This window comes from Acinetobacter sp. ANC 3903 (genome assembly GCF_002135315.1).
Taxonomy (GTDB): Bacteria; Pseudomonadota; Gammaproteobacteria; order Pseudomonadales; family Moraxellaceae; genus Acinetobacter.
This window is the reverse complement of sequence record NZ_NEGA01000007.1, coordinates 107,337-129,064: the sequence shown is the minus strand read 5'-3', so window position 1 is coordinate 129,064 and position 21,728 is coordinate 107,337. Positions and strand designations below refer to the sequence as shown.

The window sequence follows — 21,728 nt, the reverse complement described above, 5'->3', positions numbered from 1 at the left end:
TCTACTCTTGCATCAATTCCAGTTTATGGAATCATCCATGGGAACACATAGGCTTGTAAGGTAATGATAATACCAATCATCACGGTAAAGGAGATACTGTGTTTCACGGTAAAGCGGAACAAATCAGATTCTTTACCTACCAGACCTACAGCCGCACAGGCAATTGCAATCGATTGAGGTGAAATCATTTTTCCGGTTACGCCCCCACTAGTATTGGCCGCAACCAGCAGTACTTCTGGCACCCCAATCTGTTGTGCCGTGGTCGCCTGTAGTGCCGAGAAAAGCGCATTGGCAGACGTGTCTGAACCAGTGAGGAACACGCCAATCCAGCCCAGGAATGGAGAGAAGAAAGTAAATGCCTGGCCTGTATGCGCCAGCGCTAAAGCCAGCGTGGCCGACATGCCTGAATAGTTCGCAATAAAGGCAAAGGCCAGTACCATACCAATGGAATAAATAGGTACTTTTAACTCATTGATGGTTTCGCCAAAAGTGATCACTGCTGCTTTTGGCTTCATTTTCAGGAAAATAATGGTAATGATGGCGGCAATAAAAATGGCTGTACCTGTGGCAGAAATCCAGTCAAATTTATAAATCGCATCGTAGTCCTTAATTTCAGGAACCACCGGCGGCATCTTCTGGATCAGCTGATGCAAATACGGTACTTTGATGGAAATGACCAGATCATGCAGTGCACCATCTTTGGCAAATAAATCCTTAAAGGGTTTGATACTCCACAGCGTCACCATAGCCGTTAGAATTGCAAATGGCGACCATGCCTTGGCAATTTGGGCAATGCTATATTTTTGCTGTCTTTGAGCAGCAAGCTGTTGAGCATCTGTTTCATCAACATTTGCGTCTTGGTCTGCAAAACGGAAAATATGTTTTGGCTGCCAGAATTTCAGAAGAATGGTTAATGAAACCAGTGATGCAATTGAGGCAGTAATATCAGGAAGTTCAGGGCCTACAAAGTTAGATGTCAGATATTGCGCAATAGCAAATGATCCACCACCCACAATCACTGCAGGCCATGTTTCTTTTACTCCACGCCAGCCATCCATAATCGCCATAATCCAAAATAGAACAATTGGCACCATAAACGGCAACTGACGTCCTACCATCTGGCTAATTTCATGGGTATCTACACCTGAAACCTGCCCTGCCACGATGATTGGAATACCCATCGCGCCGAAGGCAACAGGTGCAGTATTGACAATCAGGCACAAGCCCGCTGCATATAAGGGTTTAAACCCTAAACCCACCAATAAGGCAGCCGTGATTGCAACCGGAGCACCAAAACCGGCTGCACCTTCAAGGAAAGTACCAAAGGCAAAACCCACAAAGAGCATTTGTAAACGCTGATCTTCGGTAATCGACAGAATGGACGAACGAATAATATCGAACTGCCCTGTTTTAACCGAAATTTTATACAGAAATACCGCGCCGATGATGATCCAGGCAATCGGCCACAAACCATAGAAAAAACCATAAATCATCGATGCAAAAGCCATCACGACCGGCATCTGATAGGAAAATAATGAAACTAGCAGCGCAAGGATCACGGTAATAGTTCCCGCTACGCTGCCTTTCATGCGGAATACCGCAAGCGCTAAAAAGAAGAAAATGATGGGAATCAGGGCGATCAAACTGGAGAGCCAGATATTGCCCATAGGATCATAAATCTGTTGCCATTGTTGAAGCATTGTCATCTCCTTGAAATGCTTTCCAGAACACGGAATGGTCTGATCACCTACCAATTAATACCGTAATTGGTATGACCAATAATCATTTAATTAAAAAAATATATCTCTTAATGTTAAATATCTTACTTTTTGCCGAATTAAAGATCAATTAATAATTTATTATTTACAATTGGTCATACCAATATTACGCATGAAATATTTAAAATTTGCACAGACCACACTGATTAAAATTCACTCATGTATTTTTAATTATTTCATTTTTATTATTTTTTTAGAAAAATAAAAAATCTGGGACACTCATGTAATACTTTAGTCGATAATATGGATTATTTGAACGATGCTTGCTCAAAGCAAAACACTATTTATAACAAGCATAAATACTGATCATCAGGATCCTGGATAATTAGATACACATAACAAGTGCAACAGAAAGCCATTCTGAGAGGAAATAAAATGCGCGGACATGTTGCAACCGATCAAACTTTCAATAGGCTGCTCACAATTGTTATCAACCTTCCTTTTAACTCCTGTTTAACTCCTTTTTATAAAGCCACAGCTCTGCTCTGTTTCACGATTCAATCAAAATCTTTGCCTATAACCATATATTGAATCTATCAATTTCAAATTTTCAACGAGATTTTCTTTTGTAAAACCATTAGAAATAAAATAGTGCTACAATTAAAGAAATGTGTATTTTCTTGGGTCACCAAATTTCTCGGTGCCTATTTCATATCGTTAGGATTAACAATGTCTGATAATGCAACTATCTTGCAGAATGTCCCAGTAGGCAAAAAAGTTGGTATTGCCTTCTCTGGTGGTCTAGATACTTCAGCTGCTCTATTGTGGATGAAACAAAAAGGCGCAGAACCTTATGCTTATACAGCAAATCTGGGCCAGCCTGATGAAGACGACTATGATGCGATTCCGAAAAAAGCGGAAGCGTATGGCGCAGTAAAAGCTCGCTTGGTTGATTGCCGCTTACAACTTGCATTAGAAGGTATTGCTGCTATTCAATGTGGCGCTTTCCATATCAGCACTGGTGGTGTTCCTTACTTCAACACTACGCCATTGGGTCGTGCAGTAACCGGTACCATGCTTGTTACCGCAATGAAAGAAGATGACGTAAACATCTGGGGTGACGGTTCAACTTATAAAGGTAACGACATTGAACGTTTCTACCGTTATGGTCTTTTAACTAACCCAGCGCTTAAAATCTATAAACCTTGGTTAGACCAAACCTTTATTGATGAGCTTGGTGGCCGTGCAGAAATGTCACAGTTCCTCATCGACAACGGTTTTGACTACAAAATGTCAAAAGAGAAAGCATACTCAACAGATTCAAACATGTTAGGTGCAACTCACGAAGCGAAAGATCTTGAATACCTAAACGCTGGTATCAAAATCGTTGACCCAATCATGGGCGTTGCTTTCTGGAAAGACGAAGTTGAAATCAAACCTGAAGAAGTTTCTATTACTTTTGAAGAAGGTTTCCCTGTTGCAATCAACGGTCAACGTATCGAAGATCCAGTTGAGTTCATTCTTGAAGCAAACCGTATCGGTGGTCGCCACGGTCTAGGTATGTCTGACCAGATCGAAAACCGTATCATTGAAGCAAAATCTCGCGGTATCTATGAAGCTCCGGGTATGGCTCTCCTTCATATTGCTTACGAACGTCTTGTGACTGGTATTCATAACGAAGACACCATCGAACAATACCGTATCAACGGTTTACGTTTAGGTCGTCTGCTTTACCAAGGTCGTTGGTTCGATTCTCAAGCGCTGATGCTTCGTGAAACTGCACAGCGTTGGGTTGCTAAAGCAGTGACTGGTACTGTGACTTTAGAACTTCGTCGTGGTAATGATTACACGATTATGAACACTGAATCTCCTAACCTCACTTATGAAGCTGAGCGTTTAACCATGGAGAAAGGTGATTCAATGTTCTCTCCAATGGATCGTATTGGTCAATTGACTATGCGTAACTTGGATATTACAGATACACGTGCAAAATTAGGTATCTATACAAACACTGGCTTACTTGCAGTAGGTACAGCTTCTGCAGTGCCTCAGTTAAAAGACAAAAACAAATAAGTTTGTTTAAGGTCAAAAAAAAACCGCTCTTTCGAGCGGTTTTTTTATATGATCTGTTTATGATCTCATGAAATTACTTTCAGATATATTCGAACCCATAGATTGATAATAAATCTGATTTCGACCAAGCTCTTTGGCACGATATAAAGCCTGATCAGCAATGCTTAATAATTCTTCTTTGCTCAAATCAGCTTCACCACGATATACGGTGATTCCCAAACTGATGGTAATATAGTTCGAAACCAAGGATTCGGCATGGGGAATTTCCAAACGCTCTATGGCCTTATAGATATTTGACGCTACGGCATAGGCACCATGAGCATCTGTTTCAGGCAGTAGTACCACAAACTCTTCCCCACCATATCGTGCAACAAAATCCATATGCCGAATGGCATTTTTAATCGATTTGGCGATAGAAGAAATCACATTATCGCCTTTCTGGTGCCCATAAAAATCGTTATATTTTTTAAAGTAGTCGATATCTATAAACAGGACGGATAAAGCGCTTTGGTCTTGACGGGTTTGTTCGTAAAATACTTGCATCATTTCATCGAAACTACGACGGTTTGAAATTTTAGTCAGGTCATCATGCTGACTTAAATGCAATAATTCAGAATTATGAATGCGATGCATTTTTTCACTGATTCTGGCACGCATGGAATACAAATAAATCATTCGTTCACGTGCAAAAATCATGTGGCAAATCACATAACTCAGTATACAAATACCAAAGAGAATACGCCCCAGTACTACAGCATCAAATTCGACATCCAAAGCAACAAATAGCAGGATGGTCACTGATGCTGCAGATAATCCAGTCATGAGTATCTGGATTGGCTTCACCCCGGTAATAAGAGGAGCAATAATATAAATAATACAAATTATGGCCATGGCCTGATGCTGCATGGCAATGGTTTTTACAGTAATCGTCGTCCAAGCTATGGATATAATGGCCCAGAACATAAGCGCCATGGAAGCTTGAGCAAAATATGCACGTAATTTAGGAAAATATGAAATGCAAAATAAGAAGAGTAAACAAAGACCGCCATTGACCAGGCCAACTACGCATTGCACAAAATCATGAGCAAAATATTGCTGATCTATAATCCAGTAATCACTCGGAATCATAACCAGCATAAACATAAAATAGGATAAAATGCCGCCCCATAGATATTTTTCTACATGCTTACGGGCACGTTCCAGGTTTTTAGAGCAAAATTCCTGTTCCATTTTTTTGGGAAAAACCTGACCTACACGACGACTTTGCCGCGTAATCAGCTCTTCTATTTTTTCTTTATCGTATTGTAATTTCGCTAAAATATACTTGGATTCCATTTCCTAGCATTACTTACTTCTTTTAGTTACTAAAAATAACATATATTTCACGTTTGTAATTATACATCTCTAACCATTTGTCTGTAATTCTCGTTACCATTTTCACACTTTATGGATTATCATTTGTTTTATTTCTTCGATTGAAATGGCCTTGAATACTATTACTCTTCTCCAGCCAGACGATTGGCATGCTCATTTACGTGACGGTTTATCTTTAAAACGTACAGTTCCCGACCTTGCCAAGCAGTTTGCGCGTGCCATCTGTATGCCAAATACTGTCCCTCCCATTAAAACAGTTGAAGAAGCACTGGCTTATCGTGAACGCATTATGGCGCACGTTCCTGAAGGTGTAGCATTCGATCCGCGTATGGTGCTTTACTTTACCGATCAAACCCAGCCGAGCGAAGTAAAAAAAATTAAAGAATCTGAACATGTCAATGCCATCAAGCTATATCCAGCTGGTGCCACCACCAATTCAGATAATGGCGTAAGTGATATTCGTAAAGTCTATGCCGTGATTGAACAGCTTGAAGAACATCAGGTACCGTTGTTGCTTCATGGTGAAGTCACCCACAACCATGTCGATATTTTTGACCGTGAAAAACGCTTCCTGGATGAAGTCCTTTCACCACTGCTTAAACAGTTTCCAAAGCTTAAACTGGTACTCGAACATATCACCACCAGTGAAGCTGCCCATTTTGTACTTGAACAAGACCGCAATGTAGCTGCTACAATTACCCCTCAGCATTTATTGTTTAACCGTAACGATATGCTGGTTGGTGGTATTAAACCGCATTTTTATTGTTTGCCGATTTTAAAACGTCAAACCCATCAGCAAACATTACTTGAAGTTGCGACCAGTTCTAATCCTAAGTTTTTCTTGGGAACAGACAGTGCGCCACATTCAAAAAATGCCAAAGAAAATGCTTGTGGCTGTGCCGGCTGTTATAGCGCACCGACTGCAATTGAACTCTATGCGCAGGCTTTTGATCAAGCAGGCCGACTGGATCGTCTGGAAGGTTTTGCCAGCCACTTCGGTGCTGACTTCTATGGCCTGCCGCGCAATACCAATACCATTACCCTGGTAAAAGAAGAGCAAGTTATTCCGGAAAGTTTAGACTATTTGGATGGTGAACAGATTATCCCTCTGTATGCGGGTAAAACCATCCAATGGAGAAAAGTGTGACAGATGAAACCCAACCAGTAATTGGTCAGCGTTTCCGTGGATTTTTACCTGTTGTTGTCGATGTCGAAACAGCAGGTTTTAACTCCCAGACCGATGCCTTACTGGAAATTGCAGCCATCCCGATTATTTATAATGAAGAAGGTCAATTTGTACCTGGTGAGGCCCACCATGCACATATTAACCCTTTTGCAGGGGCAAATTTAGACCGTCGTTCCTTAGAGTTTATTGGTATAGATCCTTCAAACCCAATGCGCATTGCAATGGCGGAAGATGAAAAGACGGCGCTCAAGCGTATCTTTAAATCTGTGAATGAAGTTCGTCGTCAGCAGAATTGTACCCATGCCGTTTTGGTCGGTCATAATGCGCATTTTGATTTAGGCTTTGTCCAGGCAGCCATTGCACGTACCGGTACTAAAAATCAGAATCCGTTCCACAGTTTTTCTGTGTTCGATACCGTGACTTTAAGTGCCGTGATGTTTGGTCAAACCGTACTGGCAAAATCATGTATTCAGGCCGGAATTGAGTTTGATGGTAAGGAAGCACACTCTGCTCTATACGATACTCAAAAAACTGCTGAACTGTTTTGCTATATTTTGAACAAACTCGCACCCCATCTACTTGACACTTTGGTGGCGGATCAATAAGATACCGCCATCTTCTAACGACCCTATCGTCTAGAGGCCTAGGACATCGCCCTTTCACGGCGGTAACCGGGGTTCGAATCCCCGTAGGGTCGCCATCTATTTTCTCTGTCTGTTTTAATTCACCACTTCAATTTCTTTATTCTATTTTCATTCCGTTGATATCAATTGCTGCTTAAGCACAACTATATTTTAATTTTATAGTTTTAAAATTTTAGTTTTTTGCAGATTGATTGTCTGAGCACTGTACTTAAGGCTTGGTTTATCGCAATTTACATGTGAAGATCGACTTATTCCGGTCAATACTCAAATCATCAGGTTGAAAAAGCCATTATGTTGAAAAAAGTTTTTATTGTTTTCATGATTCTGCTGCCTTCAGCTGTATATTTATATCTCGCCAGCAAAGATGAAGAACAAAGCAAAAATCCTGCCAATACCACAACCACAACTCCGGCACCCCAGCCGCAGAAATATCAGACACCAGACCACTAAATGTGGTCTTTTTTTAAATCTACAGCTGTAATAAGTCTCTTTCATAAATCAGAAATGTTTAATATTAGATTTTTTTAAATCAGCACAGCCTCATTTGATTGATTTAATTTTTTTACCTTTTCGTAGGCAATCTCTCTACTTTTGAAAGATCAAAATGAGGATCTCAAAATATATTTTGAGTCCGCAAGAAAAACCTTTTATTTCCCATACACGACATCCTGAACCAGTTTTAAGCACTGCTTTAAAATGCAGCGCAAAGGATGGGAAATGTGTGGCATCCATGCCACACTCATGAATCTAATATCTCCTAAAATCTATTTTCAATTTTGGCTTTACGAACAATTTTTAGTTTCTAAAATGATTTATGAAAGAAGTCTAATGAATCAATAATCATCAGCAAAAAATGATTTATTTGAAAATTCATCGAACAAGCCTTTAAAATAGTACTTTCAACCTATTTTTTATTTTATGCAATCTCCTACCCAACCTTCGCAGCATTCGTCTGCCGAGGAGCGTAAGCCATCGCTCAAAAGAGCCATGTCTACACGTCACCTCATTATGTTGTCACTTGGTGGTGCCATTGGTACAGGTCTGTTTATGGGCTCTGGTGAAGTTATTTCACAAGCCGGGCCACTGGGTGCAGTACTTGCCTATATCATTGGCGGTTTAATCGCTTATATGGTCATGCTTTGCCTGGGCGAACTGGCGGTGCATTTACCTGTATCCGGTTCTTTTGGTGCATTTGCCTCGAACTATATTGGTCCCGGTACAGGCTATATGGTGTCCTGGATGTATTGGCTGGGCTGGTCAGCCACTTTAGGTACAGAATTCACGGCAGCCGCTATTCTGATGCAGGAATGGTTCCCGCAAACCTCCATCTGGTTATGGACCCTGATTTTTGCCAGCGGCGTACTCATTTCAAACTTGAGCTCAACCCGTACTTTTGCGGAATCCGAGTTTTGGTTATCGATGATTAAAGTCGCGACCGTGCTGGTATTTATTATTCTCGGTTTTGGCAGTATTTTTGGCTTTATTCCATTCCAGGGTTACGAATCTGCGCCCTTGTTCAGCAACTTGACTGAACACGGCTGGTTACCCAATGGCTTGATTCCGATTTTCAGCACACTGTTGATTGTTAACTTTGCCTTCAATGGTACCGAGATGATCGGTATTGCCGCGGGTGAGACAGAAAATCCTGAAAAAAATGTCCCTAAAGCAATTCATGCCGCGGTCTGGCGTTTGATGATTTTCTTTGTCGGTACCATCATCGTGATCAGCTCACTGCTTCCTTATACCGAAGCAGGCCTCAATGCTGGCGCTCAAGGTGAAGGCCTAAGCAGCAGCCCATTCGTATCAGTATTTAACCTGATGGGTATCCCTTATGCAGTGGATATCATCCGTTTTGTGATTATTACTGCCTTGCTTTCTACTGCAAACTCAGGCCTGTATGCCGCTTCACGCATGATGTGGGCTTTGGCTGCACAAAACCAGTTACCACGTATCTTTGCCAAAGTGAGTAAATCAGGCGTTCCTGTCATTGCGATCTGGGTCACCATGATTGGCGGTTTGCCAGGATTGTTGTCTGAACAGTTTGGTGCAGATGTTATTTTTAAAAACCTGATGGGTATTGCGGCATTCACCATGGTGATTGTGTGGATGAGTATCTGCTGGAGTCAGTTTAACTTCCGCCGTCAATGGCTGAAGCAGGGCAATAGTGTTGCAGAACTTAAATTCCGTACCCCGTGGTTTCCGCTGGTGCCGATTCTTGGTTTTGTGTGCTGTACAGCCACAGGTCTAAGTATGGCCTATGATCCTGAAATGCTGTCAGGTTTTATTGGCTGCTTGCTGTTTATGGCCGCTTGCTATGCCAGTTACTACTGGTTATATCACAATAAAAATTAATGCCAGCGTGTATGATCCATTAAGCGCAGTGTAATAACTGCGCTTTTTTCTTGCAGACTTGTCATTTTTTATGCAATTAATTCAATATTATAAAAATAACACAATTACAGGTTTGACAGTCCGCTGAAAACTCCATAATATACGCATCACCTCCTAACGACCCTATCGTCTAGAGGCCTAGGACATCGCCCTTTCACGGCGGTAACCGGGGTTCGAATCCCCGTAGGGTCGCCATATATCGTTCCATACGATTTTTCAAAATTTAATTCTCATTATTATTCCATCGCAGATTTTTAGTTTGCATGATAACGACTCGTTTTATCTATTTTTTTAAGCCATTCTCTCTTTAATATCTGCTAAAAGTGATTGCACAAAAGCAGCCTGTAGCAATTATTATCTCCTTAAATTTTTAACGATCAGATCTTTATAAGAAGGCCTGCTATCACAGCTATTTTTTATGATAAGCAAAACTAACACATAAAAAGAGTGGTCAAGTACCGGTCTTTTTTTTAAGCTAAAGCAAGAGAATCACCTCTATAAAAACTCTGACCATGTATGAAAATCATTTTTATTCACGGCATGAATCAACAGAATTATGATCAACCCTCATTAAAACAACATTGGCTATCTGCTTTTCAGACAGGCTTACGCAATTCCCAGCAAAATATAGATCTTAACTCTCTGGAAATACGTTTCCCCTTTTATGGAGACTTGCTCAGTAAACATCATTTATATAACAGCCTGGATCTGGATACTTTTTTACCCAAGTCTATTGCACATTTACATCTTCCCTTTCATTTGGGACATAACGACACCATGGTGCAGGAACACAAACCCTGTATTCGCTCCTTACCCATCTTTAATCCGGAACATTCTGAATCACTTACCCAGCGCCTAAGTGTATTCAGCGCGCTCACCAGAGACCATACCTTTAAAGAACTGGCACTATTTCTGAATCATTATCCCAAGCTGCATGAAACATTTATCCGTAAATTCCTGATTGAAACTTACCTGTATTTATCCAATCCAGACTTCATGCATGAAGTCCATCACAGGATCATGTCTTACCTTCATCCTGAGTTAGATCATATTATTGTGGCGCATTCCCTCGGTTCGGTCATTACGTATAACCTGCTGCATCAATATCCCCATTTTAGAATTCAGCGCTTTATTACCTTAGGCTCTCCCCTGGCTTTTAGAGTCATTCAGGAAAAACTCGTCACCCCGATTTCAAGACCACCTCAACTGCAGGGTGACTGGTTTAATTTTTATTCCCCAGATGATTTTTTGACTGCTTTTCCATTGTCTGAACCGCCCTTCGATTTTGATCCCCCCATCATTAATCAGGCCATTACCACCTTCTTTCAAAACCCGCATAGTATTAGCGGTTACTTGCAACATCCTGCCGTGATCAACAGCATCATTGAAGGTTTAATGCCTGAAAAATAGTGCATTTCAAAGTACTTTTCACATATTTGTTTTATTTTTATTCAGTTGAATGGGTTTTTAAAAATTATCCTGGAAAAAGGTTTGACAGGGTCTGCTATCCACCCTATTATACGCCCACCTCTGAAACGTCCCTATCGTCTAGAGGCCTAGGACATCGCCCTTTCACGGCGGTAACCGGGGTTCGAATCCCCGTAGGGACGCCAATACTTAGATGACCCTATCGTCTAGAGGCCTAGGACATCGCCCTTTCACGGCGGTAACCGGGGTTCGAATCCCCGTAGGGTCGCCATATTCGAGATTGCAAAATCTCAGCAAAAAAGCCTGATCATCATGAATCAGGCTTTTTTGTTTTTAAATGGATTGAATTTCAATATTGCTTGATCTTTGCTGCACATCTAAAAAAACTAGCTATTAAGCAATGATCATTTTAGACGTGTAAATCTGTTGTTTTGGTTTCCGCCACTGGCCTGCATGCAATCGAATACAGCATTTGCATCGCTACAGCATATTCAGCGTTATCTGCGACAGATCTAAAGCAGACCTGCCTTTCAACATGCATTGGAGAAAGGACAATGGTCTGCTGTGCAATTTCAGTCTTATTGGTCTAAAGCATGGTAGCGCTAAGCACTACGACGTGAATTAATCTGCCCTTTAATAATGGCAGTAATGTTATTTTTGGCATATTTCAAGAAAACTTTGAGCGGTGACAGTTTAGGATTTGGACGTTTACCTCGCGCAATATCCTTAAACTGTGCGGCATACCAGATAATTTCCATAATTGCCATTTTATCGACCATAGGAATGCCGGTTTTGATTTTATTCACCGCATAACGCACATCCTGTCCAGCAATCAGTCGGTCAGTTAAATCGGTTTCCACCGCCAATGGACGGGCAATACCAATAAAATCACAGGCACCACTGTCCAGTGCTGCGTTCATTCCTTCTACGGTACGGAAGCCACCGGTGACCATTAAATGACATTGCACTTCTTTACGAATTTTCTCGGCAAAATCGAGGAAATAGGCTTCACGGGCAATGGTACTGGCTTTGCGCTTATCTTCTTTCGCGCCCGCCATAGCCGGAGCTTCATAAGTTCCGCCAGAAATTTCAATCAAGTCGATTCCCGCTGCATCTATCGCTTTAAAGACCGCAACTACTTCTTCTTCAGTAATGCCGCCACGTTGGAAATCGGCCGAGTTCAGCTTGACTGAAATGATAAATTGATCCGAGGTTGCCGCACGAACCGCTTTGTAAATTTCCAGCAGGAAGCGCATCCGGTTTTCAATTGAACCACCCCATTGATCCTGACGTTTATTGGTCAAAGGCGATAAAAACTGGCTAATCAGATAACCATGCGCACCATGCAGCTGTATGCCTTCAAAACCAGCTTTCTCGCAGATTTGCGCAGAGGTGGCAAAACGCTGGATAATGTCGTGAATCTCATCTTCACGTAATTCACGCGGTGTGCCAAATGTGGTTGCCAGCATCGGAGAGAAAGCTACCGCTGAAGGTGCGACGGTTTCCTTGTTTAGACCTTTAGGACACTGACGGCCTGGATGAGACAATTGAATCAGCTGCACCATGCCATATTTCTTGCCTAGTTGTGCCCATTGCTGTAGCTCGGCCAAATCACGTTCTGATTCAACCACCACCACGCCCGGTTCATTCTTGGCACGAAAATCCACCATCACATTTCCGGTAATGGCACAACCCAAACCACCTTTGGCCCAAGCTTCATATAGATTAAAATGTAACTGGCTGGGCTGACCTGCATCATTTGCCAAAGCCTCACTCATCGCAGCTTTGATAATTCTATTTTTAAAAGTGGTATTTCGAATGCTGGTTGCTTCAGCTAGATGACTCATATCTCAATCCTGATTTATTTGTATTTATTTAGCTTTAATACCCTAAACGTATTCTGCAATCCGTCAATGACTATTCTGACAATATACCTTGTCAGTATATTTAAACATACTGACTGGCCTCTATAAGCTGCTGGGTATATTCAGTTTGCGGATTTAAAAATAATTGTTCAGTGTTTTGAAATTCCATCACTTGCGCATGCCGCAATACCAGCACTTTTTGACACAGCGCCTTCACTACTTGTAGGTCATGGCTGATAAACAAATAACTGATCTGATGCTCTTGCTGCAAGCGTCTGAGCAATTTCACGATGGCACGCTGGGTGGTACGGTCCAGTGCCGAGGTCGGTTCATCCAGTATCAGTAACTTCGGTCGTAAGACCAAGGCTCGTGCCAAGGCGACACGCTGACGCTGTCCACCTGACAACTCATGTGGATAACGACTTCTAAAGCTGATCGGCAATTCGACTTTTTCCAGTGCCTCATCAATGCGCTGTGATATTTCCATGGCAGAGAATTTTTTTAAGCCTAGGCCTTCACCAATGGTTTGTTCCACGTTTAATCGTGGGTTTAAACTGCTAAACGGGTCTTGAAACACAATCTGGAAATCAGCACGTAAAGGCCGTAACTGCTTTTCATTGCACTGGTTTAAATCGGTGCCGAGCAGCACAATTTCACCATCACTTTTAATCAGGCGGGTAATCGCCAAGGCCAGCGAACTTTTACCTGAACCGCTTTCGCCGACAATGCCAATCGACTCGCCTTGCATTAACTGCAAATCCAAAGGTTCTACCGCGACAAAATAATCTTTGACCCGGTTCAACAATCCCTGCTTGATCGGAAACTTCACCGCAACATGATTTAAACTTAATAAATTTTCAGCCTCTGCAATGTGCAGCGCCTCACCAAAATCATGATTCAGTAAGTCACGGGTATAGGCTTGTTTTGGGTGTTTAAAGATTTCGGTAACACTGCCCTGTTCTTCCACCACACCTTTATTCATCACAATGACCTGATCGGCATAGCGACGTACCAGATTGAGATCATGACTGATCAAAATCATCGCCATATTTCGGCTTTGCTGTAAGGATTTCAACAGTTTTAAAATCTGTGCCTGTAGCGTTACATCCAATGCCGTAGTCGGTTCATCGGCAATTAAAATATCAGGATCTAGCGCCAAGGCCATGGCGATCATCACGCGCTGACGCTGCCCGCCGGAAAGCTCATGCGGATAACGGCACAATTTATCTTCAGGATCGGGAATTCCGACATCCTTGAGTAATTCGATAATGCGTGCCCGGGTCTTCTGTTTAGACCAGCCTTGCAGCAATAAGGTTTCACCAATGATTTTTTCCACCCGATGCAACGGGTTTAAAGCGGTCATCGGTTCCTGAAAAATCATGGCAATTTTCTGGCCGCGAATTTGGCGCAGCTGTTCAGTTTTCAGCGCCAACAGATTTTGCTGTCCCAACCAAGCCTGACCTTGAATCTTTAAAGTACTCGGCAAAAGCCCCAGCAAGGCCAGACTGCTAATCGATTTACCCGAACCACTTTCACCGACTAAGGCAATGGTTTCACCTGCATGCAGCTGAAAATTCAGGTCAGCTACCAGCAGGTGATCTGCATGCTGAATATTTAAATGCTGAACGCTGAGCAGAGCTGGCGGATTATTGGCGTCTTGGATCGAATGCATCGCGTGTCGCCTCCCCAATATAAATCAATAAAGATAAGACGATAGCCAAAGTAAAGAAGCCGGACAACGCAAGCCACGGTGAATTCAGGTTGGATTTGCCTTGCAACAGCAATTCACCCAAAGAGGCTGCATCTGGCGGTAAACCGTAACCCAGGAAATCCAAGGCCGTCAGTGCAGTGATGTTTGCGGTCAACATAAACGGTAACTGCGACAGGCTGGAGCTCATGGCATTCGGCAAGATGTGGCGCAGCATAATGGTCCGGTCTGTGACTCCCAGACTGCGTGCAGCACGCACATAATCCAGATTACGAGCCTTTAAAAACTCGGCCCGCACCAAACCCACCAGGGTGGTCCAGCCAAATAACAGCATAATCAGAAATAGCCAATAGACATTTGGAGTAAACATGCTGACCAGAATCATCACCATGAATAACATCGGCAAACCACCCCATACTTCCAGAATGCGCTGCCCAAGCAGATCGATCCACCCACCGTAATAGCCCTGAATAGCTCCCACGGCAATGCCTAAAAGTGCTGATGCAATCGTGAGCGCAAAACCAAACAGCAGAGATACCCGCAAACCATAGAGAATACGGGCCAGTACATCGCGGCCCTGATCATCGGTGCCTAGCCAGTTTTGTGAAGTCGGTGCAGAGGGTACCGGTACAGCTAGTTCCAAGTTAGGTGTTTGGTAGGAATATTTAATCAGGGGCCACACTGCCCAGCCATTAGCATTGATCAGTTGCTGCACCGCTGGATCTTTATAATCGGCTTCGGTTTCAAACACGCCACCAAAAGTCGTTTCTGGATAAGATTTTAAGACGGGTACATAAAGTGAATGATCGTATTTCACCAGCAGCGGTTTATCGTTGGCAATCAATTCTGAAGCCAGCGACAATACAAAAATAATGGCAAACACAATCAGGCAAGCAAAACCCAGTCTGTTTTCTTGAAAGCGCTTGAAACGCGCCTGCATTAAAGGTGACATTATTCTGCACCTCGCGATTCAAAATTAATACGCGGGTCAATCACCTGATATAACACATCACTGATTAATCGCAGCACCAGACCGAGTAAGGTAAATAAGAATAGTGTGCCGAAAATCACCGGATAATCTCGTTGTTGAATCGCTTCAAACCCGAGCAGTCCCAAACCGTCCAGATTGAAAATGATTTCAATAAACAGGTTGCCGACAAAGAAAATGCCAATCAGCGCTTCAGGCAAACCGGCAATCACAATCAGCATGGCATTGCGAAACACATGGCCATACAGCACCCGTGACTCACTTAAGCCTTTTGAACGTGCCGCCAAGACATATTGCTTGCTCAGCTCTTCCATAAAAGAATATTTGGTTAAATACGTGAGGCTGGCAAAACCGCCAATCACCATCGCCAGTAAAGGCAAAGTCATATGCCAGAAATAGTCTTTGATTTTGCCCAGCCAGCTTAAGCTGTGAAAATTTTCCGAGACCAGACCCTGTAGTGGAAACCATTGAAAATATGATCCCCCGGCAAAGAACACAATCAGCAACACTGCAAAAACAAAAGAAGGTACTGCATAGCCAATCGCGAGTAATAGCGAAGTAGATTTATCGAACAGCATGCCATGCTGACGGGCTTTTTTAATCCCCAGAGGAATAGACACCAGATAAATCAGCAAAGTGCTCCACAGACCCAAAGACAGCGATACCGGCATTTTTTCCCACAGCAATTGGGTCACAGGTTTATCTTTAAAAAAACTGTTGCCAAAATCAAAATGGGTATAACTTTTCAACATGTTCCAGAAGCGGATATGCGCAGGCTGATCAAAACCATATTGGGCCTTAATCTTTTCTACCATTTCTGCGCTTAAACCTTTGGCACCCTGATAATTACTTTTGGCATTTGCTGTTTCCCCCCCGGTAGCACCTAGCCCCTGAAAAGTTTCCGCCTGTTGAATCGCCTGTTCGACTGGCCCGCCGGGTGCAATCTGAATCACCACAAAGTTAATCAATAAAATGAAAAACAGTGTGGGAATAATCAGCAGCAGTCTTTTTAGTATATATATGCCCATCGAAACAGTGTTCCTTGTGCCTGCGTTATGACTTATTGTTTATTTCTGACGTAAATATTGAGTGACTTTTTTCGCTTGTTCGGCATCACTCCACCAATAGTCAATACCGGATGAGAGCTTCGGTTTCACTTTCGGTTGATGATACATGTTCCAGTAGGCAAACCAGTTTTCACCCTTACCATAGGTCGGAATCTGATAATAACCGGCACGCAATAAACGATCCAGCACCCTGGTTCTGAGTACCAGTTGCTCACGATTCGGCGCATGGATCACCTGCTGAACCACCGCATCAATCACCGGATTTTTAATGCCTGCATAGTTGTAATTACCCGGCTGATCTGCCGAGGCACTGCCCCAGAACTGTGCCTGTTCATTGCCCGGATTGAGCGATTGCGGCATTACACTGGTGGTCATGTCAAAATCCTTGCTGCGCATACGCTCGATATATTGCGGCACATCCACATGGCGGATCGCAACCTCTACACCCAAACGTTTCATATTGCGGATAAAGGGCATTAAGGTACGCTGCAAACCATCCTGATGAATCAAAAATTCAATCCGAATCGGCTTGCCTTTGGTATCAAGCAAACGACCATTTTTAAAGGTATAACCAGCTTTTATAAGTAGCTGACGTGCTGTGAGCAGATTATTGCGGTTAAACCCGCTGGCATCGGAAACCGGATATTTCCAATTCTTCAACACACCCTGCCGCTGAATGGGATTCAGTCTGGCTAAATAGGGTTTTAAAATTGCCAGCTCCACAGGGTTTGGCGTGCCTTTGGCTTCCAGTTCACTGTTGGCAAAATAACTCTGTAGCCGTTGATACTGGCCATAGAACAGCGCCTTGTTTTGCCATTCAAAATCGTAAGCATAAGTAATCGCTTGGCGGAATTTAATGTCTTGAAAAGGCGCACGACGGGTATTAAACACAAAGCTTTGCGTTGGGATGGGGTTATGGTGCTGGAACCTGTATTTCACCACCATGCCTGCTTTGACCGCAGGAAAATGATATTCAGTCACCCATTTACGCGCAGTAAATTCTTCATGCAAGGTATATTGGCCCGACTTAAAACCTTCAAAAGCAATGTCCAGATTGCGGTAGTAGACATACTTCAAACGGTCAAAGTTATAACGCCCTGTGTTTACTGGTAAATCTTTGCCCCAGTATTTGGGATTGCGTTTATAGCTAATACTTCGACCTGCATCGATACGGTCAATCAGATACGGACCGGAACCTAAAATAGGTTGCATGGTCACTCGGGTGAAATTCTTATTCTGCCAATCCTTTTTGGAATAGATCGGCATTTGTGCAAGAATCAGCGGCATTTCCGAATTATTGCCAGACTTAAAACTCATCTTGACCGCATATTTGGACAACACTTCAGTTTTATCCAGGTCGGCCAGATACATCTGCAGTCCCGGATTAGACTTGGTTTTATAGGTATCAAAACTGAATTTGACGTCTTGTGCAGTCACTTCACTGCCATCACTAAAACGCGCTTTGGGATTGAGATGAAAAATGACGTATTTGGTTTGCTCAGGATCATAAGTCACTTTTTCGGCAAGCAAGGGATACATCACCCCCGGCTCATCCAGCGAATTCGACATCAGCGAATCAAACAGAAATTCCACCCCATCCGTTGAGCTGCCTTTGCCATTCATACTGTTTAGATTGTCAAAAGTACCATTGCTAGCGGTACTTAAATAACCGCCTTTAGGCGCTCGGGCATTGGCATAAGGCATGACTGACAAGCCGGCATATTTCGGCTGGCTATGTACTGCAATGTAGGGAGTGGTCTGCACGGCAGCCCACAACCCTTGAGTCAACAGACTCATCCCACAGGCAAAACTCAAGCGTTTTGCGATAGCAAATGACATCTAAACGACTCCCTGTCTTTGCATTATTATAAGTTTGGAACTTTAATCACTTCACCAATACGCAATTGTTTATTGGGTTGCATATCATTCATTTCTGCGAGTTTCGCGCTATCCAGACCATAACGGTTAGCTAACCCGATCAGAGTGTCACCACGTTTGATTTTATATTCAACCACAGTTTTAGGCAGCACAATCTGCTGACCAACACGCAAACCAGCACGTGCATTCAAATCATTCATCGCTGCCAATTCGGCAACCGATACACCGACCCGATTGGCAATGGCATTTAAAGACTCACCCGGCTTTACGGTATATGTATCGGTATTTTTTGATGATTTCACCGCTTTTGTTACCGCTGCTTCTGCTTTAGTTTCAAGCTGTGACAAATCACCCTCGATTTTTAAGCGTTGCCCGATACGTACGCTGGAATTGCGGGTTAAACCATTTAACGCAGCTAAATAATCCAGTTGTAAATGGTATTTTTTCGCAATGCTGCTTAATGTTTCACCCGGTTTCACCACATGGCTATCGCTCTTTTCAAAGCTGACTTTTTCAACTTTGACGTCTGCTTTGTTAGGCGCTGCGACAGGTTCTTCACCGCTGAGCTTTAAACGCTGCCCCACGCGTAAACCAGTATTGCGGTTAATCCCGTTAATATTGGCAATATAATCCATGCCTAAATTATATTTGGCCGAAATGGCAGACAGGCTATCCCCCGATTGTACGGTATAACTATCCGGAACTGTTGAACTTGCAGGAATTTTAAGACTTTGACCCACTTGTAAACCATGCGTATGGGATATTTTGTTCAGCTGTGCCAATTCAGTGACTGAAATTTTCGATTTGGCTGCAATGCTCGACAGGGTATCGCCACGTTGCACCTGATAATTTTCAGTTTTATAGGATGGCTCAATGACTACCGGATCTATTTTAACCAGACTCACTTTTTCTTCTGGCTTATTGTCTACTTTATTAGCCACTTCATGGAGTGGCACATTAATTTTTTGTCCCACCATTAAGCTGCTGCCCGCAGTTAATCCGCTGGTTAAATCAGCCAGCTCCTGATTAGACAAGGCATAACGGTCAGCAATCAGTTTAAGATATTCGCCACGCTTCACCACATAAGGTTTGGTCTTTACTTTGGCAGTGGATTTTGAATTATTGGTCTTGGTTTCAGCAGTATCGGAATTGCTTTGCGCAGTTTCTTTTAACGATAATTTTTGCCCAACCCGCAAACCACTACTGACCGACAAATTATTGTACTCTGCCAATTGTTTGACCGATAAGCCAAATTGGCTGGCCACCCCAGTCAGGCTATCATTGGCCTGAACCACATAAGTTTCCGGTTGTGCTTTAAACTTGCTGCCTGAAGTTTCTGTACTTTGTGGTTTGGCATCGTATAAATAAATACTGGTTCCCACGTACAGCGGAGAGTTTGGGTCAATCTGGTTCCATTTCGCCACATCACGCCAGTTCAGGCCATTTTTCATGGCAATGACGGCTAAAGTATCTCCCTGTTGAACGGTATAAGTAGTACGTTTTCCTTTCGGTGCAACCACTACAATTTCAGTATCTGTCTTAACGTAATTTTTGCCCTGATTACGTTTGGCTTCATCAGAATCAGGCTTGGTATTTTCCGCAACACCTTTTGGATAAGCAAACCCTTTGGTTAACTCCTTACCTTGCTGCTCAGCCACTGACAGACTGGTTTGAATGGCAGTTAACTTAATTTTGCCGTCAAATGGATCGACAATTTCGGTGCCTTGCGGTGCAATGGCTTTAATTTCTGCCACCACTTTTTCCTGTTCAGCTTTACTTGCCACAGGCTGAAGCACCTGTTCTACCGTTTTATTTTCACCGTCTGCTTTCACGGCCGCCATAATTTGCTCACGCTCAGCCGCAGACAATGGAGGTTCTACAGTCACAGGCTTGACATTGGCCACCTGACTCACCGCAACAGGAATACGTGGTGCACTTGGAATATCACTATTTGCAGCAAAAGATGCCAAGGCATCAGCCCCTTGAGGCGTAGCCATACGGGTTTTGGTCGAAGGCTTGGTTACCGTTACAGGGTTTACTGCTTTAACCGGCGTACTGCTGACCGGCTGAGAAGTTTTGGTGGTGCTTGCGGTTAATACCGGTGGTGCTGTTTTTACCGGATTAATCACTTGAGTATTTAACTCAGGTGGATTGCTTCTTTCCGGGGTAAAAGGTTTTGCCGTGCTGGCCCATAGCGTACCCGAATTTGGCGAGAGCTTTTTAAGTCGGGCATCAATAGCAGGGCTTAAATCGGCTGGAATAATAATCTTCATTGGACTTTGATCATCAATCCAATCACCACGATGCCCTGGATTTAACTGATATAGCTCGGCGCGGCTTAAACCGGTCACCGATGCCACTTCATTTAAACTCACCGGCCCGACCGGCACCTCCCTAAAGTGCGGACGGTTAGCAATCGGTGGTAGAGACACCCCATAGGCATTCGGATTCTTAATAATTTGCGCCACCGCCAGGAAACGTGGCACATAGTTCATGGTTTCCTGAGGCAGTTTCAGTGACCAGTAATCGGTAGGCAGACCTGCCGCTTTATTTCGGTTAATGGCTTGCTGGATACGTCCCGGGCCTGCATTGTACGCCGCCAAAGCCAGTTCCCATGAACCAAACTGGTTATATAAGCCACCTAAAAACTCATAGGCTGCACGGGTCGATTCCACCACATCACGGCGACCATCATACAAACTGGTTTGTCTTAAACCGTAAATACGTCCGGTACTTGGAATAAATTGCCACATCCCGGCTGCTGCTGCACTACTGGTCGCTGCAGGGTCATATGAACTTTCAATAATCGGCAATAAAGCCAGCTCTGTCGGCAAACCACGACGTTCCGCTTCTTTCACGGTATGATAAAGATAACGGGATGCACGGGCACTTAAACGGTCCAGATAAGGCTGTCGGGAAACAAACCAGCCACGCTGAGCTTCAATACGCGTATCCCAATGGCTCTGATCCATCTTGAAACCCACGGTCATACGTTTCCACACATCACCATGTTTCAAGATCAGCAAGCGGTCACCTTCTACCGCACTCATATCTGTTGCAGACAATAAATCTTCCAATGAATCCAAGCTGTCGGTATCCAGGTATCCGGATGAACCCACCATTTTCGATTTTGAGCCATGTGTTACACTCTGACTTGAGGAACATCCTGTCAGTCCCAAAGCAGTTAAAGCTGAACCCAGTACAGTTATTTTTAAAAAATTGGGTAATGTCGGCTGGCACAAAATCGCGGTTGGTTTATACATAAAAAAATCCAAACAACTCGTATAAAATTTATTTTTTAGATCTGCCATTGTAGTGAAGCATGGGGTAGACACAAGCGATTAATTTAGCGCGATTTCACTATAAATGTTACAAGAATTTAAAAAATAACCATGGAATACACTTTTA

Annotated in this window: 14 protein-coding genes and 4 tRNA genes; 10 read left to right on the top strand and 8 right to left on the bottom strand. The window is 43.2% G+C overall.

What is annotated here, in order from left to right; all coding sequences use genetic code 11:
- Positions 1–23 precede the first annotated feature (23 nt).
- A complete protein-coding gene (gene lldP, locus B9T29_RS07185) occupies positions 24–1,706 on the bottom strand; it encodes an L-lactate permease (protein WP_171263999.1) in 1,683 nt (560 codons plus the stop codon).
- Between the two features lie 741 nt (positions 1,707–2,447).
- Between lldP and argG the strand changes: the two genes are divergently transcribed.
- Complete coding sequence (gene argG / locus B9T29_RS07180) at positions 2,448–3,791, top strand: argininosuccinate synthase (protein ID WP_086175266.1); 1,344 nt, start codon at positions 2,448–2,450, stop codon at positions 3,789–3,791.
- A 57-nt stretch (positions 3,792–3,848) separates the two neighbouring features.
- Here argG and B9T29_RS07175 read toward each other — a convergent pair whose 3' ends face one another.
- On the bottom strand, positions 3,849–5,126 hold the full coding sequence (locus B9T29_RS07175) for a GGDEF domain-containing protein (protein WP_086175265.1): 1,278 nt from the start codon (positions 5,124–5,126) through the stop codon (positions 3,849–3,851).
- 151 nt (positions 5,127–5,277) lie between these two features.
- Here B9T29_RS07175 and pyrC point away from each other — a divergent pair, with 151 nt between their 5' ends.
- The 9 genes from pyrC to B9T29_RS07135 all read left to right on the top strand — a co-directional run bounded on the left by pyrC (position 5,278) and on the right by B9T29_RS07135 (position 11,085).
- Positions 5,278–6,312, top strand: a complete 1,035-nt coding sequence (gene pyrC / locus B9T29_RS07170; protein WP_086175330.1) for a dihydroorotase — start codon at positions 5,278–5,280, stop codon at positions 6,310–6,312.
- The gene (gene rnt / locus B9T29_RS07165) at positions 6,297–6,956 is read left to right on the top strand and encodes a ribonuclease T (RefSeq protein WP_086175264.1); all 660 of its coding nucleotides are present in this window, start codon (positions 6,297–6,299) and stop codon (positions 6,954–6,956) included. Before pyrC ends, rnt begins: the two co-directional genes overlap by 16 nt.
- A gap of 19 nt (positions 6,957–6,975) precedes the next feature.
- Positions 6,976–7,051: transfer RNA gene (locus B9T29_RS07160), tRNA-Glu, on the top strand.
- 235 nt (positions 7,052–7,286) lie between these two features.
- A complete protein-coding gene (locus B9T29_RS16265) occupies positions 7,287–7,445 on the top strand; it encodes a hypothetical protein (RefSeq protein ID WP_171263998.1) in 159 nt (52 codons plus the stop codon).
- 468 nt (positions 7,446–7,913) lie between these two features.
- Positions 7,914–9,347 carry an amino acid permease gene (locus B9T29_RS07155; RefSeq protein ID WP_086175263.1) on the top strand — a complete coding sequence of 478 codons (1,434 nt, stop codon included), beginning with the start codon at positions 7,914–7,916 and terminating at the stop codon, positions 9,345–9,347.
- Positions 9,348–9,505: 158 nt separating this feature from the next.
- Positions 9,506–9,581, top strand: a tRNA-Glu gene (locus B9T29_RS07150).
- A gap of 321 nt (positions 9,582–9,902) precedes the next feature.
- Positions 9,903–10,796: a hypothetical protein gene (locus tag B9T29_RS07145; protein WP_086175262.1), complete on the top strand. Its 894-nt coding sequence runs from the start codon at positions 9,903–9,905 to the stop codon at positions 10,794–10,796.
- Between the two features lie 127 nt (positions 10,797–10,923).
- Positions 10,924–10,999: transfer RNA gene (locus B9T29_RS07140), tRNA-Glu, on the top strand.
- Positions 11,000–11,009: 10 nt separating this feature from the next.
- Positions 11,010–11,085 (top strand) — tRNA-Glu (locus B9T29_RS07135).
- A 331-nt stretch (positions 11,086–11,416) separates the two neighbouring features.
- On the opposite strand, the gene B9T29_RS07125 is transcribed toward B9T29_RS07135, so the two are convergent.
- The 6 genes from B9T29_RS07125 to B9T29_RS07100 all read right to left on the bottom strand — a co-directional run bounded on the left by B9T29_RS07125 (position 11,417) and on the right by B9T29_RS07100 (position 21,583).
- Entirely contained in the window at positions 11,417–12,661 is a 1,245-nt protein-coding gene (locus B9T29_RS07125) for an NADH:flavin oxidoreductase/NADH oxidase family protein (RefSeq protein WP_086175261.1), read from the bottom strand.
- Between the two features lie 100 nt (positions 12,662–12,761).
- Positions 12,762–14,351: an ABC transporter ATP-binding protein gene (locus tag B9T29_RS07120; protein WP_086175260.1), complete on the bottom strand. Its 1,590-nt coding sequence runs from the start codon at positions 14,349–14,351 to the stop codon at positions 12,762–12,764.
- Positions 14,326–15,339 carry an ABC transporter permease gene (locus tag B9T29_RS07115; RefSeq protein ID WP_086175259.1) on the bottom strand — a complete coding sequence of 338 codons (1,014 nt, stop codon included), beginning with the start codon at positions 15,337–15,339 and terminating at the stop codon, positions 14,326–14,328. The genes B9T29_RS07120 and B9T29_RS07115 overlap by 26 nt, the downstream gene beginning before the upstream one ends.
- The gene (locus B9T29_RS07110) at positions 15,339–16,403 is read right to left on the bottom strand and encodes a microcin C ABC transporter permease YejB (protein WP_086175258.1); all 1,065 of its coding nucleotides are present in this window, start codon (positions 16,401–16,403) and stop codon (positions 15,339–15,341) included. Before B9T29_RS07110 ends, B9T29_RS07115 begins: the two co-directional genes overlap by 1 nt.
- A 39-nt stretch (positions 16,404–16,442) precedes the next feature.
- Positions 16,443–18,281: an extracellular solute-binding protein gene (locus B9T29_RS07105; RefSeq protein WP_086175257.1), complete on the bottom strand. Its 1,839-nt coding sequence runs from the start codon at positions 18,279–18,281 to the stop codon at positions 16,443–16,445.
- A 26-nt stretch (positions 18,282–18,307) separates the two neighbouring features.
- The gene (locus B9T29_RS07100; protein ID WP_086175256.1) at positions 18,308–21,583 is read right to left on the bottom strand and encodes a lytic transglycosylase; all 3,276 of its coding nucleotides are present in this window, start codon (positions 21,581–21,583) and stop codon (positions 18,308–18,310) included.
- Positions 21,584–21,728 lie beyond the last annotated feature (145 nt).

Coding starts and splice junctions, on each gene's coding strand:
- lldP (WP_171263999.1), bottom strand. CDS start 1,706: ATGACAATGCTTCAACAATGGCAACAGATTTATGATCCTATGGGCAAT.
- argG (WP_086175266.1), top strand. CDS start 2,448: ATGTCTGATAATGCAACTATCTTGCAGAATGTCCCAGTAGGCAAAAAA.
- B9T29_RS07175 (WP_086175265.1), bottom strand. CDS start 5,126: ATGGAATCCAAGTATATTTTAGCGAAATTACAATACGATAAAGAAAAA.
- rnt (WP_086175264.1), top strand. CDS start 6,297: ATGGAGAAAAGTGTGACAGATGAAACCCAACCAGTAATTGGTCAGCGT.
- B9T29_RS16265 (WP_171263998.1), top strand. CDS start 7,287: ATGTTGAAAAAAGTTTTTATTGTTTTCATGATTCTGCTGCCTTCAGCT.
- B9T29_RS07155 (WP_086175263.1), top strand. CDS start 7,914: ATGCAATCTCCTACCCAACCTTCGCAGCATTCGTCTGCCGAGGAGCGT.
- B9T29_RS07145 (WP_086175262.1), top strand. CDS start 9,903: ATGAAAATCATTTTTATTCACGGCATGAATCAACAGAATTATGATCAA.
- B9T29_RS07125 (WP_086175261.1), bottom strand. CDS start 12,661: ATGAGTCATCTAGCTGAAGCAACCAGCATTCGAAATACCACTTTTAAA.
- B9T29_RS07120 (WP_086175260.1), bottom strand. CDS start 14,351: ATGCATTCGATCCAAGACGCCAATAATCCGCCAGCTCTGCTCAGCGTT.
- B9T29_RS07115 (WP_086175259.1), bottom strand. CDS start 15,339: ATGTCACCTTTAATGCAGGCGCGTTTCAAGCGCTTTCAAGAAAACAGA.
- B9T29_RS07110 (WP_086175258.1), bottom strand. CDS start 16,403: ATGGGCATATATATACTAAAAAGACTGCTGCTGATTATTCCCACACTG.
- B9T29_RS07105 (WP_086175257.1), bottom strand. CDS start 18,281: ATGTCATTTGCTATCGCAAAACGCTTGAGTTTTGCCTGTGGGATGAGT.
- B9T29_RS07100 (WP_086175256.1), bottom strand. CDS start 21,583: ATGTATAAACCAACCGCGATTTTGTGCCAGCCGACATTACCCAATTTT.